This window comes from Streptomyces sp. NPDC002643, assembly GCF_053592555.1.
In genome coordinates this window covers 162676-177130 of sequence record NZ_JBSFVY010000008.1, presented here as the reverse complement: position 1 = coordinate 177130, position 14455 = coordinate 162676, and the positions used below count along the sequence as shown (strand labels likewise).

Below are 14455 nucleotides of genomic sequence, written 5' to 3'. Positions count from 1 at the left end.
AGGGGCGCGGGGCGGTGTTTTGATATGCGGCTTCGCCGCGCGGGCGCGACAAGCCACGACGGCGCAGCAGACGAACAACTCTCCCCACGGGCCCTAGTGATCGCCGCCGATGGCCCGAATCGTGTCGGACATCTCCTGCGCCATATGCTTGATGATCTCCAACCGCTGCCGCCCCCACGTACGGGAGTCGGTGTCCACCACGCAGATCGTGCCGAGATTGAACCCCGCCAGCGGATCGACCAGCGGCGCGCCCATGTAGGACCGGATACCGATCTCGTCCACCACCGGATTCCCCGCGAACCGCGGATAGTCGCAGACATCGTCCAGCACCAGCGCCGTGGTCCGCTTCACGGTGTGCGGGCAGAAGCCGTGGTCCAGGCCCATCTCCCGGCCCACCGAGGGAGCGCTGTCGTTCACCGCGCGCTGCGACACGTTCACCGGACCGGCCTCGGGGGTGTACAGCCCCGCGAAGAACTGCCGCTTGTCATCGATGAAGTTGACCATCGCGAACGGCGCCTCCAGCTCCAGGGCCAGCCGCCGCGCGAACTCGTCGAACTCCACCCGGGCGGTGTTCAGCCCGAGTTGGGCGAGGCGGGCGGTCCGCTGCGGGGCGGCCGGGTCCTCGGGGGTCAGGAGCAGGCGGTCCAGCGGTGGCTCGTAAGCGGGAAAAGGGCCGGTGCTGTGCATGAGAACTCCGTTCGATGTCGGCTGGGTCGAGTATGGATCAGCGCAGCGCCGGTGGCTGCGGCATCGGCACGTCGGGGGTCATCCGGAGCAGATGCTGCAGGAGTTCCACGAGGACGCCGGTGCCGGAGCTGCAGTGCCGGGCGTCGCAGAACACGATCGGCGCGTTGGACTTCAGCCCGATGGCGTCCCGGACCTCCTCCGCGGTGTACCGGTACGCCCCGTCGAACTCGTTCACCCCCACGACGAACGGAATCCCACGGACCTCGAAGAAGTCCACCGCCGGGAAGCAGTCCTCCAGCCTGCGGGTGTCGGCGAGGACCACCGCGCCGAGCGCCCCGTCGGACAACTCGTCCCACATAAACCAGAATCGTTCCTGCCCGGGGGTGCCGAACAGATACAGCACATGCTTCGAGTCGAGGGTGATCCGGCCGAAGTCCATGGCCACGGTGGTGGTGGACTTGTCCTCCACCCCGTCGAGACTGTCCGTGCGGGCACTGGCCGTGGTGATGACTTCCTCGGTGCTCAGGGGCGCGATCTCGCTGACCGCTCCCACGAACGTGGTCTTGCCCACGCCGAAGCCCCCCGCCACGAGGATCTTCAGCGCGGTCGGGAAGGGGTCAGAGCCGTGCGCGTAGGCCATCGAGGACCGCCTCCAATACTTCTCGGTTGGCGGCGGTGGCCGCCTCAACGGCACGGGGCGCCCGTGCGGTGAGCGCCTCGTGCTGCACAAGGTCGGACAGGAGAATTTTGGTGACGGTGACCGGAAGGTTCATCCGGGCCGCCACCTCGACCACCGGCACGGGGCGGGCGCACAGGGTGAGCGCCAACTCGTGGTCGGGGCCGAGGTCGATGGGCGGCACGACGCCGGTCGCCATCACCAGGGTGAGCAGATCGAGATCGGTCGAGGGCCGAGTGCGCCCGCCTGCGACGGTGAAGGGTCGGACTAAGCGTCCGGCCTCCTCGTCCAGGAACAACTCGTCCGTCATCGCGTCACATCCCCGCGCGGGAGGGCGCGGAGGTCGGACGCCTGGAGGGCGTGGCGAGGAACGGCTGGACGGCCCGGATCAGCATGCCCATCTCGTAGCCGAGGGTCTCGGTGTGGGTCGAGGAGTCCGCGGTGACCGCGAGCACCGCGCCATGGCCGGCGGAGGCCACGATGAGGATGCCGTTGTGCAGCTCCACGATGACCTGGCGAACCGTTCCGCCGTTGCCCAGCACCCGGTCGTGGCCGAAGGAACGGCCCAGGGAGTTGAGCCCGGAGGCTATCGCGGCCAGCCGGTCGGCGTCGTCGCCGTGCAGATCCACATGCGCCTTGCTCAGCCCGTCGGAGGAGAGCAACAACACCTGGCGGGTACCGGGGACGGTCTTCTTCAGGTTCTCCAGCAGCCAGTCGATGTTCTGTCCGGTGGGGTGGCTATCGCTCACCATAGTGGGGTTCTTCTCCTTGCGGTTGGGGCGAGGCCCAGCGCGAGTCGTCGACGGGGATCACGTCGGAGGTCGCGCCGGCGAGACCGAAGCCTCGATTGATTCCGGCCAGGAGGCCGGGGCTGAAGTTCAGGTCCTGGTCGGTGGTCTCGGGGCGCGGGGCGGGCCCGCCGCGCAGCTGCGGGGCCAGATGCTCCATCGCCCTGCGCTTCGGCAGCGTCGGCCGCTCCGCCGGGCCGCCCCCACCGGATACGGCGCTCGGCCGGTCGTAACCGCCGTGGTGCTGCTCGGCCCGTATCTCCGCGCCCCTCGGCGTCTCGTACCGGGCGGCCGGAGCCATGGGTGCGGGGGCCGGCCGCTGTGGAACGCCGGAGGGGCCGCCGACGGGGGAGGGCGGCGGACCCGTGTGCCGGCCCACCGGGGCGGGCGGGCCCGACGGGAGCGAGTTGTCCCAGACGGGCGCGGTGGTCTGCACCGGGCGGGGTACGGCGGAGGGCGGCACCTGGGCCTGCGTCTGCGCCGGGGCCGGGGCCGGGGCCTGGGCCGGGGCGGCCCGGCCCGCGTCGTCGCCGAGGAGCCCCTGCGGGAGGACGAGGACCGCCTGGACCCCGCCGTAGATGTTGGACTGCAGCTGGACCGCGATGCCGTGCCGGCGGGCCAGCGACGACACCACGAACAGGCCGATACGGCCGTCGGCCAAGAGTTTGGCGACGTCGATGCGGACCGGGTCGGCGAGGAGCGCGTTGATCCGGTCCTGGTCCTCCTGCGGGATGCCGAGGCCGCGGTCCTCGACCTCGATGGCGATACCGGCGGTCACCCGGCGGGAGCGCAGCAGGACCTGGGTGTCCGGGTGGGAGAACATGGTGGCGTTCTCGACCAGTTCGGCGAGCAGGTGGATGACGTCGGCGACGGCGTGGCCGCGCAGGGTGCCCTCGATCGGCGGCACCAGTTTGACCCGGGAGTACTGCTCGACCTCGGCGATGGAGGAGCGCAGCACCTCGGTCAGGGTGACGGGGTTGGTCCACTGGCGGCGGGAGACCGCGCCGCCGAGCACCGCGAGGTTCTCCGCGTGACGGCGGATACGGGTGGCGAGATGGTCGATGCCGAACACCCGGCGCAGCAGGTCCGGGTCCTCGACCTGGTTCTCCAGGTCGTCGAGTTCACGGATGGTGCGGTGGACGAGGGACTGCAGCCGGCGGGCCAGATTGACGAAGACCTCGACCTTGTCGCTGCTGTCGTCGGAGGCGGCCTGGAAGTAGCTCGCCGCCCAGACGAGGGCCTCGCGCGCCCGGTGCTGGGCGGAGACGATCTCGTACTCCAGCTGCTGGTGCGGGTCTTCGGCGCGGGGCGCCTGGTAGGTGAAGCCACGGGTGGCGAGTTGTTCGCCCCGCTTGAGACGGGTGAGGTCCTCGTCGAGGGCCCAGTTGCCGGTGCTGATGGCCTGGCGGAGCGATTCGACGTGCCGCGCCTCCTCCTTGGCCTGCTTCTTGGCCGCCATCGCGGCCCCGGCTATGCAGCCACAGCCGAGCACGGCGCCGCCGGCCAGGACGCCCCAGGTCGCCGCGTCGGCGGTGCCGTCCTGGAGGCGCAGCACGGTGCCGGTGACGGCGGTGCCGATTCCGGCCATCAGCGCGGTCGGGAGGACGGCGAGACGGGTGAGCTTCGGGCGGATCGCGGAGGACCCACGTGAACCCGAGGTTTCGGAGCCCCCGGTGCTCGCGTGGCGGTGACGAGGCGTGGGCGTCGTCGGTTCCGGCCGACCGTGATCCGGGGTCGCTGCGAAGGGTGGGGGTTCAGGCATCGGAGTCCTCTCGATCAGCCAGTACGCGACAGAGTAGCGAAGAACGTCAACTATCTGACCAGCAGTCCTGGTCGCTCGGAGAGGGCTCTGACCTGAAGCGCCGTCAACCGTGGCGAGGGACCGGACGTCTTTCTACCGTCTGTCGCGCGAGAGGTGCGCCACCAGTTCTTCACACCTGCGGCCGGGTGCCGTGGCGCTTGTGAAATCAAGGCCGGGCCCGCCGGGCCACCTGGGGTTTCCGGCCGTGCGGGGGCCTTGATCCGGCCACTTGGGCGGGGTGCGGGGGTGTACGGTCCACGCGAGCGCGCGGCGCTGGTGGGCAGCGTCAACTCGCCTGTCATGGCGGGGAGTTGCTCGTGACAGTGGATCGGGTGCACAGAGCGTCCACGAGGAATCCCGGCAACATTCACGTTCGGAACGGCCGTTGGCGCTTGAGGAGGCCGACGGCGGGGCCACCGGAGCCGGGGGAGGGGTGGCCCCGCTCGGTGAGGGGCGAAATCCGGCTATGCTTTGACTAAGCTTTAGACTTCAACGGAACCTGGAGGGGCCCTCGGAGTGAGAGGGTGCTCAACGGCGTTCCGTCGAGCCCGATTTTCCGTGAAGCGGTGGCCGAGTTCAGCGCACGCTCTGCCGCAGCTCCCTCGGGCTCACTCCGTAGCGTCGTCGAAAGGCCGTGCTGAGGGCGCTCGCCGAGGAGAACCCGGAGGCGTACGCCAGGTCGGTGATCGTCATGTGCTCGCACTCCCCGCACAGCAGCCGGTCGCGGACCAGCCGCAGCCGCTCCTCGCGGATCAGCTCGCGCGGGGTCGTCCCGGCGTGCTGCAGGGCCAGTTGTATCTGGCGCAGCGACCAGCCGAGGGCGCGGGCGACCGTCGTCCCCGTGAGATGGGGGTCGGCCACGTGCTCGCGCACATAGCGGCGGACCATCGCCTCGACCTCGCCCAGCTGGCCGGGGACGTCCGGGCGGTCGTCGCCGACGGCGAGCATGCAGATCAGTTCCACCACGCGGTCGGAGACGGCGTTGAACTCGGGCTCGCTGAGGTGGTCGCGCTCCTCGTGCAGGCTCGTCAGCATCGAACCGACGATCCGGCCGAGACCCCGGGTCAGATCCAGCCCGGCGGCGACGGGGGACTTCGCGCCCAGCCGGCCGTCGACCTCGCGGGCCGGGATGGTGAAGATGAACGCGTCGATGTCGTCGCTCTGCAGACACTGGAAGGGCGCCGCGAACGTGACCAGCGCACCGCTGCCACGGGTCAGCCTCGCCTCCTCGCCCTCCTGGCGCAGCACGATGTTCCCGCCGACGGGTAAGAGGAGGCGGTAGTCCTCGTCGGGGTCCTGGCGGACCTGGCGCAGGGTGCGGGTGTACTCGATGGCGTCCGAGCGGTACTTGACCAACTGGTAGTGGTCACTGCGCTGACGGACGGTCTCGCCGAGGAAGTTCTCCTGGTGGGCGTAGCGGAACCCCATCCGGGCCTGGTACGAGCCGATGTTCTCGGTCCAGAAGTCGGCTCGTTCGCGCTGCTCCACGTCCTCCGTGTCCAGCGCCTCAACGATGTAACTTCCCGCGGGCAACGCCTTTCCTCCCCAGGTCGGATTCCGACTGCTTGCTTGTGACCTCTTACGGTGTCTGCCGCTCAAAGCTTCAACGTCTGCTTGATCGAAGCCAGTTACTGTTCGGTTTGCCGATGGGGAGCACCCTAGCGTGGCAAGCGGTTGCCATGCCGGGTGGTCGGATGTGGCCGAATATGCCAGGGGGAGAGTCCTGTTTCGCATCCTTCTCTTGCGTCACTCATGCGTCCTGTGACAACTTCCGTTCGCGTCACGGAAAGTGCCCACCCGGTCGCGCCGCTATTGTCGGGCGCTCCGTCAACTCACGCCCAGAGCTTCGGGACTTGAGGACGTTCCGGGACTTGAGGACGTAAGGACTCGTGGACTTTCATGACCGATCAGATACCGCCGCCGGTGACCTGGACCCTGGCCGTGGCCCTGCTCGTCACCGCCGTACTCCTGGTGCGCCAGCACGGGATCACCCGGCGGCAGCGCCGACGCAGCGGTGAACTGGCCGACGGGGTGCGGGCCCGTGAGGAGGAGCTGAGGCATCTGGTCGCGGTCCGGCTGCCGGCCCTCGCCGACCACCCCGGGCGCAGCCTTCCCGGCGTCGGCCCGCTCGACACCCGGCTCGTCGGAACGGAGTTCGGCAAGAACCTCGACGAGGTACTGACCCGCTTCTCCGGCGCCGTCGAACACGCCCAGGCCCGCGCCGACCACTCCGCCAAGGCCGCCCTCAAGGCGTCCATGCGCTCCATCCAGGCCCTCGCCAACGAACAGCAGGTCTCCATCTCCGAGATGCAGGACCGGCACGACGACCCCGACGTGCTGCGCGACCTCCTCGAAGTCGACCACACCAACGCCCAGTTCGGCCGCCGCGCCCAGGCCATCGCCGTACTCTGCGGCTCCTGGCCCGGCCGCCAGCGCTCCACCTCACCCCTCGTCGAGGTCGTGCGCGGCGCCACCTCCCGTATCCGCGACTACCGCCGCATCCGCGTCAACGGACAGGTCGAACTCGCCGTCGAGAGCCGCGCCGTCGAACCGGTCGTCCTCGCGATCGCCGAACTCCTCGACAACGCGGCCCGCCACTCCCAGCCGGGCACCAACGTCGAGGTCACCGTCCAGGCCGTGCACAACGGAGCCTGCGTCATCGTCGACGACGCCGGCGTCGGCATGGAGGGCAAGGCCGTCGAACGCGCCGCCGGGCTCCTCAGCGGACGCGCCGCGGTGGACGTCACCCGCCTCGACGACCCGCCCCAGTTCGGCTTCGCCGTCATCGGAGTGCTCGCCAAGCGCTACGGGTTCAACGTCTCCATCGACACCCGCTCGCCCTACGGCGGTGTCCGCGCCGTGGCGTTCCTGCCGGCCGCGCTCCTCACCCAACTGGAGCCCGCACGCCCGGAGGCACCCGTCGAATCCACACCCCTGAGCGTCATCCCGCCCGCCCGTGTCCCGGCCGACGCCGACCACACCACCGGGGCCACCACCGAGGGCGGGCTGCCCAAACGCCGCCGTCGCACCGTTACCCGGACCATCGCCCCCGAGCCGGAACCCACCGCCGAACCCTCCGGCCGCACACCCGAGGAGAACGCCCGCATCATGGGCGCCTTCGCCCGGGGCACCCGCTTCGGCCGGGCCGCCGGACGCATCCTCGACGACGAACCGCTCGACATCACAGCGTCCCCCGAGACCACCGACCCCGAAGACGAAGGGACCCCCCACGCATGATCGAGCCCATGACCAACGAGCTGGGCTGGATGCTCGACGACGTGCTGAAGGTCCCCGAGGCGCGGCACGCGATCCTGCTCTCCGCCGACGGCATGCTCCGCGCCCACTCCGCCGACATCGACCGCGACGACGCCGAACGCCTCGCCGCGGGCCTGTCAGGCCTCCAGTCCATCAGCCGCAGCACCGCCGAGTTCTGCGGCCCCGCCGAGAGCCCCTGGCGGCAGACCCTCATCGAGTTCGGCCACGGCTATGTCTTCCTGGTCGCCGCCGGCGAGGGCGCCTACCTCGCGGTCTCCACCGGCGAAGAGGTCGACATGGAGGCGGTGACGTACCGCATGCACAAGCTGGTCGACCGGCTCGGCAAGGAGTTGACCAGCCCGGCCCGCCAGGACACCGGCAGCCGCGCATGACACCCCGGCGCCGGCCCGAGGGACGCCTGGTGCGGTCGTACGTCGTCACCGACGGCCGCTCCCACCCGACCCGCAACACCCTGGACCTGGTCACCCTGCTGATCGCCACCACCGATCTGCCGCTGACCGGACTCAACCCGGAAAAACGCCGGGTCATGGAGCTGTGCCGGGGCGGCGCCCTGTCCCTGGCCGAGGTGGCGGGCCATCTGGAACTGCCGGTCAGCGTCACCAAGGTGCTGATCGCCGACCTCATGGACAGCGGCCACATCGTCACCCGCGCCCCGATCCCGGCCGCCCGGCCGTCCGACGCCCGAATCCTCCAGGAGGTCCTCGATGGGCTCCGCGCCCTCCTCTGACGGCGACGTCTATCTGCGGTCGACGGTCAGGACGGCGGCCAAGCTGCTCGTCGTCGGCCACTTCGCCGTCGGCAAGACCACGTTCGTCGGCACGCTCTCCGAGATCCGCCCGCTGCGCACCGAGGAGGTCATGACCCAGGCCGGCGCCCTCGTCGACGACCTCGCCCACACCCGCGACAAGACCACCACCACGGTCGCCCTCGACTTCGGCCGGCTCACCCTCAACGACTCCCTGGTGCTGTACCTGTTCGGCACCCCCGGACAGCAGCGCTTCACCAAGCTCTGGCAGGACATGACCCGCGGCGCCCTCGGCGCGCTGGTCCTCGCCGACACCCGGCGCCTGAGCCACTCCTTCGACGTCATGGGCGTCCTGGAGGAGCTGGACCTGCCGTACGCCGTCGCCGTCAACGACTTCGACGGCGCCCCCGTGTACGAGCTGGACGAGGTCCGCGAAGCCCTCGACCTGCTGCCCGAGACCCCCCTCGTACGCTGCGACGCCCGCGACAAGGCCTCCTCCACCCGGGCCCTGATCTCCCTCGTCGAGTATCTGCTGAGCCGCAAAGCCCAACTGGAGCACGCGTGAGCACCGAAACGCCGTCCGGCCCGCCCCCGGGCTGCCCGGCCCACGAACCCCTGTACGGCCCCGAGTACGCCGCCGACCCCGGCGCCGTCTACGACCGGCTGCGCGAGCTGGGGCCCACCGCACCCGTCGAGCTGTACCCCGGCGTCCGGGCCACCCTCGTCACCTCGTACGAGGCCGCCCTGCACGTCCTGCGCAGCACCGAGGTCTTCTCCAAGGACTCCCGGCGCTGGAAGGACCTCGCGGACGGCACCGTGCCCGCCGACAGCCCGGTGGCGCCGATGATGTACTTCCGGCCCAACGCGCTGTTCACCGACGGCGAGGAGCACCGGCGGCTGCGCGGCGCCATCGACGACAGCATGGCCCGCGTCGAGCCGGGCACCCTGCGCGACTACGTCGAACGCAGCGCCGACACCCTCATCGACCGCTTCGCCCCCACCGGCAAGGCCGATCTGCTCGGTGAGTACGCCCAGGTCATCCCGCTGCTGGTGTTCAACCACCTCTTCGGCTGCCCGCCCGACTACGGGGTGAAGCTGGTCGAGGGCATGTCCGGGATCTTCGACGGCGTCGAGGCCAAGAAGGCCGACGAACTCCTCACCAGCACACTCGTCGACCTGGTCGGACTGAAGCGACGCGAGCCCGGCCCGGACGTCACCTCCTGGCTCACCCAGCACCCGGCGAAGCTCTCCGACGAGGAGATGATCCACACCCTCGTCGTACTGATGGGCGGCGGCACCGAACCCCAGCAGAACCTGATCGCCAACGCGCTCCGGCTGCTGCTCTCCGACGACCGCTTCGCCGGCGACCTCTCCGGCGGCAGCCTCCCCGTCGAGGACGCCCTCGACGAGGTCCTGTGGAACGACCCACCGCTCGCCAACTACGCCGTGCACTACCCCAAACGGGACGTGATGTACGAGGGCGCCCTGCTCAAGGAGGGCTGCCCGGTGGTGGTGTCCATGGCCGCCGCCAACACCGACCCCACCCTGGAGGCCGACCGGCGGGCCGGCAACCGCGCGCATCTGGCGTGGAGCGCGGGCCCGCACACCTGCCCCGTGCAGAGCGAGGCCCGGCTGATCGCCACGGTCGCCGTGGAGAAACTCCTCGACCGGCTGCCGGACGTCGAACTCGCCGTACCGGCCGAGGAGTTGCTGTGGCGCCCCGGCCCGTTCCACCGGGCGCTCGCCGCCCTGCCGGTGACCTTCCCACCGGCCCCCGTGGTCGGCGCCACCGAGGACAGGGCGGCTGCGGCGGGGCCGTACGGCCGCCCGGCTCCGGCCCCGAGGCCCGCGCCGGAGCCCACCCGCCGAAGGAGCGGCTGGGCCCGGCTGCTGTCCTGGTGGCGCGGCGGCGTGTAGCGGAGGAGGTCAGCCTCGCTGGACGGGCAGGCGGTGGTGGCCGTTGGAGATGAACGACTCCACGTAGCCCAACTCCTCGCCCGTCGAGGCCAGTCGCAGCGACGGGAACCGCTCGAAGAGCGCGGGCAGCGCCACCCGGGCCTCCATCCGGCCCAGCGGTGCCCCCAGGCACAGGTGTGCCCCGTGGCCGAAGGCCAGATGCTCCTTGTCGGCACGGGTGACGTCGAAGACATCGGCGTCCTTCCCGTGCCGCTCGGGGTCGCGCCCGGCGGCGGCGTACGCGGCGAGGATCGCCTCGCCCTTGGCGATGACCACGCCCTCCGGCCCGCCGAACTCGGCGAGGTCCAGGTCCTCCACCGCGTACCGCAGCGGCAGACTCGCCACCGGCGCCTCGACGCGCAGCGTCTCCTCGATGACGTCGTCCCAGCCCGCCCGGCCCTCACGGACATGGGCGAGCTGGTCGGGGTTGGTCAGCAGGGCGTGGACGGCCTGGTCGAGGAGGTTGACCGTGGTCTCGTGCCCGGCGCTGATCATCAGCACCAGGGTGTCCAGCAGCTCCTGCTCGCTGAGCCGGGTGTCGTCCTCGTCGCGGGAGGAGATCAGCCCGGTGGTGAGGTCGTCGCCGGGCGTCTCCCGCTTGGCGGCGACGAGTTCGGTCAGCACCCCGTACAGCCGCTCGTAGGCCGCGTTCATCTCACCCGGGTCGGCGGAGGTGTCGAAGATCCGGTCGACCAACTCCCGCAGCAGGGCGCCGCGTTCCTCGGGCAGCCCGAACAGCTCGCTGATCACCTGGATCGGCAGCGGGTAGCACAGCTCCTCCCGCAGATCGACCGTCTCACCCCGCTCGAAGCGCTCCTCGATCCGGTCGAGCAGCCCCTTGGTGATCTCCTCGATACGCGGCCTGAGCGCGTTGGTACGACGTGCCGTGAACGCCTTGGCGACCAGGGTCCGCAGCCGTTTGTGGTCGCCGCCGTACGCGGTGAACATGTTCTGCACGGCGACCCAGGTGAACAGCGGCCATTCCGGGGTGATCTCACCGGCCACGAACCGAGGCCAGTGCTGCCGCGGGTCCTTCGACACCCGGGGGTCGGTCAGCAGCCGCTTGAGCAGATCCGTACTGCTCACCGCCCAGGCCTCGACGTTGTGCGGCCCCGGCAGCAGCACCCGGGTCGCGGGCCCCACCTCGCGGATTCGGGCGGCCTCCCCGTGGATGTCACGCCCGGACGCGTCGATCACTATGGGGCTGGGGTTGACCATCAGTCACTCCTGGTAGAACGAGTTCGAATGCGATCGAATCGAGTGCGATCGAAAGGTGCGATCGAAATGAGTAAGTCCAACAGCACTACGTAGAAGCCCGGTCACGCTACGCCCCGGTAGCGTCCACGGGCGAGATCACGGGACGCGCATTGCGTACGGGAACAACTTCCCTGCGCGTACTCGAAAGTTGAGTCCTGAACCGGCTCCTAGGATCGGCCCCACCCCCCCCATGAAGAGCCGGTGAGTGCCATGACTGTCAGCAGGGCCCCGCGCTGGATGTGTTCGTACAGCCCCGAAGTACGCACCGTGCCGGCCGGACGCTGGTGGAACGCCGTCCGTGTACCGATAGCCCTTGGAACGCCCACCCTGAAGTCGCTGGGAGACGCGTCCGGCGCCGTCATCAAGGACGGCTTCGGCGGAATCATGTACTGGCTGGTCCCACCCGGCGACGCCATGAACTGGCAACTGCCCGAGGTCCAGATCCTCGGCGCGGGCTCCCACGTGGCGGTCCCACCCCTGCGCCGCACCGCCGGCCCCGGCCTCTACTGGCGCGTCCCGCTCTCCCACGACCGCTACTGGACGGACACCGACACACTGCGCTCGGCCTTGACCGCGGCGGCTGTGACCGCAGGGTTGTGAGTTGCCCGGCGGCGCCTATGGGAGTGGGCCTTTGGCTCGGGGTCAAACGCCGCAGGGCGATTCGGGAATGACCTGCCGACGCCGCCTCCGGGAGCGAGGCCCGGGTAGACGCGGCCCTGGAGCGTAGCTCCCGCTACTGGTGAAGCGGGGCCCGCATCATCGAGGCGAAGACCGGCGAGTCGTCGAAGGGTTGCTGACGGCCGACCTGCCTGTATCCCCAGGACTCGTAGACGGCTTTGAGGCGTCCGTCGGAGAGAGCGGGGTTGACCAGCAGGGTGACCCGCTGCTCCTGGCGCCGCGCCAGCAGTTCCTCGTGCAGGGCCCGTGCGGCGCCCTGGCCGTGGGCGCCGCGCCATGGCCGGCGGACGAGGATCTCGTTGAGTGCGAGGGTTCGCCTGCCGTCTTCCCGCACGTACTCGTCGGGGAGCGGTTCCTGCTCCGCCGACCACCAGGCGGTGTTCTCGCCGAGCGGCACGGCGAAGACGTACCCGATCGGTTCGTCGCCGTGGTATCCGACGACGGCTTCCCAGCCAGGGCGGCAGGAGTACACCGTCAGCCGCTCGTCGAACCGCTCGCGGTGGTAGAACGGCCGGTCCATCAGCCCGAATTCACCGCGCACCTCCACGTGGATGTCGAGGATGAGCTGCCGCACCTCGGCTACGTCGCTCGTCCTGCGGTAGGTGATCGTGCCGCTCATGCGGTTGCCCTCCGGTGCTCAAGCCATGCGGTGGTCTCGGAGTTGCGTGGCGCTACGGTGGTGAGTCGGGTGGTGAAGTCGTTCAGAAGCATGTGCACCCTCATGTAGGTCAGTGCGCGGTTGCGTTCGAGGTCGGGTCGTAGGCCGGCGATGGCCGCCCACTTGGCCCTGCTCGTTGTCGTCCGGTCGGAGGCCATTCCCGCCCTGACGGCGCTGTGCGGCCTCCTCGACCTCACCCTCTGACCGGCCGTGGCCAAAGCTCAACTCCCCCTGATCCAGGGGCGATAGCGTCGTGGGGCGCACTCCCTGTGCGCCCCACGGCAACCACCCACACCAAGGGACAGCAATGCGCGTTTCGGTGATCGGATGCGGGCACCTCGGTGCCCCGCACGCCGCCGCGATGGCCGAGCTCGGCCACGACGTCATCGGCGTCGAACTCAACCCTGAGACCGTCAAGAAGCTCCAGAGCGGCCGGGGCCACTTCTACGAGAAGGGCCTCGACGAACTGCTTGAGCGGCATGTCCCCACAGGGCGCCTGCGGTTCACCACCAGCCTGAACGAGGCCGCCGAGTTCGCCGACCTCCACTTCATCGCGGTCGGAACCCCGCTGCGGGCCGACGGCCGGGGATACGACGTCGGCCAGGTCGTCGGAGCCGTACGCGCCCTGGCGCCACTGCTGCGACGCCCGGCCACCATCGTCGGCAAGAGCACGGTGACTGTCGGCACCGTCGCCCGTCTCCAGGAGATCATCACCGAGCACGCCGGATCTGCCGGAGTCGACCTCGTCTGGAACCCCGAGTTCCTGCGCGAGGGCCATGCCGTCGAGGACTCCCTGTACCCCGACCGCATCGTCGCGGGCCTGACCTCCCCGGCGGCGGAGAAGGCCGTACGCGAGGTGTACGCACCGATCCTGGCCCGTGGCGACGCCGAGTTGATCGTCACCGATCCGGCCACGGCCGAAGTCCTCAAGAGCGCGGCGAACGCGTTCCTGTCCACCAAGATCAGTTACATCAACGCGATGGCGGAGGTCTGCGAGATCACCGGCGCCGACGTCGCCACCGTGGCGTACGGCATCGGCATCGACCCCCGCATCGGCCACGGCGGCATGCGGCCGGGCATCGGCTACGGCGGCGGCTGTCTGCCCAAGGATGTCGCCGCCTTCACCCACCGCGTCGGGGAGATCGGAGCCACCGGCGCCGCAGACCTGCTGAACGCGGTGGAGAACGTCAACCACGCCCGGATGGACGCCGCCCGCGACCTGGTCGAGAAAGCCCACGGCGGGCCGCTCGACACCGCGACGATCGCCGTCCTCGGCGCCTCCTTCAAGGCGGGCACCAGCGATGTACGCAACAGCCCCGCCCTGCGCCTGGCCGGTCTCCTGCACTCCTCGGCCGCCCGCACCGTCATTTACGACCCCGAGTCGGTCACCGCCGCACGGCACATGCATCCCGAGTACACCTACGCCGAGGACATCCACACCGCGCTCGACGGCGCCGACATCGTCGTCCTGGCCACCGAATGGCCCGAGTTCACCAAGGACACCGCCCTTCCCGCGACCGCGGCCCGAGCGGTACGCCGCCAAGTCCTGGTCGACGTACGCACGGCCGTCGACACAGCCGTATGGACCGCCTCCGGCTGGACCGTGCACCAACTCGGCCGCCCCGTACAACACCCCACGGCCTGACCCAGCCGGGCGGGCCGTCAGCGACACGACGGGAGAACCACATGCGCCGGCGCTCTCGCGGCTGGGGCACGAACGGCGTCACCAACGCCGTTGCTACCGACGTGCACAACGAGGTGTGCGCCACGATCGTGGCCCGCTTCGTCGCCCTGGACCGCATCTGCCCCGACACGCCCGCTCAATGGCAGCGTCACCTGGCATACGGGTACGAGCGCGCGGCACGCGAGAACGCCGACACCGCTGCGGACTCGTAGGGCGGCAACGACGGCGCCCCCACCGCTGCGGCTGCGG

16 protein-coding genes are annotated in these 14455 nt (G+C 70.2%); 8 read left to right on the top strand and 8 right to left on the bottom strand.

Annotated elements, in window-relative coordinates; translation table 11 throughout:
* Positions 1 to 93 precede the first annotated feature (93 nt).
* The 6 genes from ACWD4G_RS14740 to ACWD4G_RS14715 form a co-directional block, all read right to left on the bottom strand.
* Complete coding sequence (locus tag ACWD4G_RS14740) at positions 94 to 687, bottom strand: GAF domain-containing protein (protein WP_451293158.1); 594 nt, start codon at positions 685 to 687, stop codon at positions 94 to 96.
* 37 nt (positions 688 to 724) lie between these two features.
* Positions 725 to 1327, bottom strand: coding sequence for a GTP-binding protein (locus tag ACWD4G_RS14735; protein WP_451293156.1), 603 nt, complete (start codon positions 1325 to 1327; stop codon positions 725 to 727).
* Positions 1305 to 1673, bottom strand: a complete 369-nt coding sequence (locus ACWD4G_RS14730) for a DUF742 domain-containing protein (protein ID WP_451293154.1) — start codon at positions 1671 to 1673, stop codon at positions 1305 to 1307. The genes ACWD4G_RS14735 and ACWD4G_RS14730 overlap by 23 nt, the downstream gene beginning before the upstream one ends.
* 4 nt (positions 1674 to 1677) lie before the next feature.
* Positions 1678 to 2115, bottom strand: a complete 438-nt coding sequence (locus ACWD4G_RS14725; protein WP_451293152.1) for a roadblock/LC7 domain-containing protein — start codon at positions 2113 to 2115, stop codon at positions 1678 to 1680.
* The gene (locus ACWD4G_RS14720) at positions 2102 to 3913 is read right to left on the bottom strand and encodes a sensor histidine kinase (RefSeq protein ID WP_451293150.1); all 1812 of its coding nucleotides are present in this window, start codon (positions 3911 to 3913) and stop codon (positions 2102 to 2104) included. Before ACWD4G_RS14720 ends, ACWD4G_RS14725 begins: the two co-directional genes overlap by 14 nt.
* Before the next feature lie 615 nt (positions 3914 to 4528).
* On the bottom strand, positions 4529 to 5485 hold the full coding sequence (locus ACWD4G_RS14715; RefSeq protein ID WP_451293148.1) for a helix-turn-helix domain-containing protein: 957 nt from the start codon (positions 5483 to 5485) through the stop codon (positions 4529 to 4531).
* A 366-nt stretch (positions 5486 to 5851) separates the two neighbouring features.
* Here ACWD4G_RS14715 and ACWD4G_RS14710 point away from each other — a divergent pair, with 366 nt between their 5' ends.
* Genes ACWD4G_RS14710 through ACWD4G_RS14690 form a run of 5 tightly spaced genes read left to right on the top strand, consistent with a single transcriptional unit; the run spans position 5852 to position 9890 of the window.
* Complete coding sequence (locus tag ACWD4G_RS14710) at positions 5852 to 7189, top strand: ATP-binding protein (RefSeq protein WP_451293146.1); 1338 nt, start codon at positions 5852 to 5854, stop codon at positions 7187 to 7189.
* Positions 7186 to 7599 (top strand): roadblock/LC7 domain-containing protein, encoded by a 414-nt coding sequence (locus ACWD4G_RS14705; RefSeq protein WP_451293144.1) that lies wholly within the window; start codon positions 7186 to 7188, stop codon positions 7597 to 7599. The genes ACWD4G_RS14710 and ACWD4G_RS14705 overlap by 4 nt, the downstream gene beginning before the upstream one ends.
* Positions 7596 to 7955, top strand: a complete 360-nt coding sequence (locus tag ACWD4G_RS14700) for a DUF742 domain-containing protein (RefSeq protein ID WP_451293142.1) — start codon at positions 7596 to 7598, stop codon at positions 7953 to 7955. Before ACWD4G_RS14705 ends, ACWD4G_RS14700 begins: the two co-directional genes overlap by 4 nt.
* Positions 7933 to 8538 (top strand): GTP-binding protein, encoded by a 606-nt coding sequence (locus tag ACWD4G_RS14695; RefSeq protein ID WP_451293140.1) that lies wholly within the window; start codon positions 7933 to 7935, stop codon positions 8536 to 8538. The genes ACWD4G_RS14700 and ACWD4G_RS14695 overlap by 23 nt, the downstream gene beginning before the upstream one ends.
* A complete protein-coding gene (locus ACWD4G_RS14690; RefSeq protein WP_451293138.1) occupies positions 8535 to 9890 on the top strand; it encodes a cytochrome P450 in 1356 nt (451 codons plus the stop codon). Before ACWD4G_RS14695 ends, ACWD4G_RS14690 begins: the two co-directional genes overlap by 4 nt.
* A gap of 9 nt (positions 9891 to 9899) precedes the next feature.
* Here ACWD4G_RS14690 and ACWD4G_RS14685 read toward each other — a convergent pair whose 3' ends face one another.
* Positions 9900 to 11147 (bottom strand): cytochrome P450 family protein, encoded by a 1248-nt coding sequence (locus tag ACWD4G_RS14685; protein WP_451293136.1) that lies wholly within the window; start codon positions 11145 to 11147, stop codon positions 9900 to 9902.
* A gap of 249 nt (positions 11148 to 11396) precedes the next feature.
* Here ACWD4G_RS14685 and ACWD4G_RS14680 point away from each other — a divergent pair, with 249 nt between their 5' ends.
* Positions 11397 to 11786: a hypothetical protein gene (locus ACWD4G_RS14680; protein WP_451293134.1), complete on the top strand. Its 390-nt coding sequence runs from the start codon at positions 11397 to 11399 to the stop codon at positions 11784 to 11786.
* A 133-nt stretch (positions 11787 to 11919) separates the two neighbouring features.
* On the opposite strand, the gene ACWD4G_RS14675 is transcribed toward ACWD4G_RS14680, so the two are convergent.
* A complete protein-coding gene (locus tag ACWD4G_RS14675; protein WP_451293132.1) occupies positions 11920 to 12483 on the bottom strand; it encodes an N-acetyltransferase in 564 nt (187 codons plus the stop codon).
* Positions 12484 to 12829: 346 nt separating this feature from the next.
* Here ACWD4G_RS14675 and ACWD4G_RS14670 point away from each other — a divergent pair, with 346 nt between their 5' ends.
* Both ACWD4G_RS14670 and ACWD4G_RS14665 read left to right on the top strand, forming a co-directional pair.
* Positions 12830 to 14167: a UDP-glucose dehydrogenase family protein gene (locus tag ACWD4G_RS14670; protein WP_451293130.1), complete on the top strand. Its 1338-nt coding sequence runs from the start codon at positions 12830 to 12832 to the stop codon at positions 14165 to 14167.
* 41 nt (positions 14168 to 14208) lie between these two features.
* Positions 14209 to 14418, top strand: coding sequence for a hypothetical protein (locus tag ACWD4G_RS14665; protein ID WP_451293128.1), 210 nt, complete (start codon positions 14209 to 14211; stop codon positions 14416 to 14418).
* The last annotated feature ends 37 nt before the right edge of the window (positions 14419 to 14455 follow it).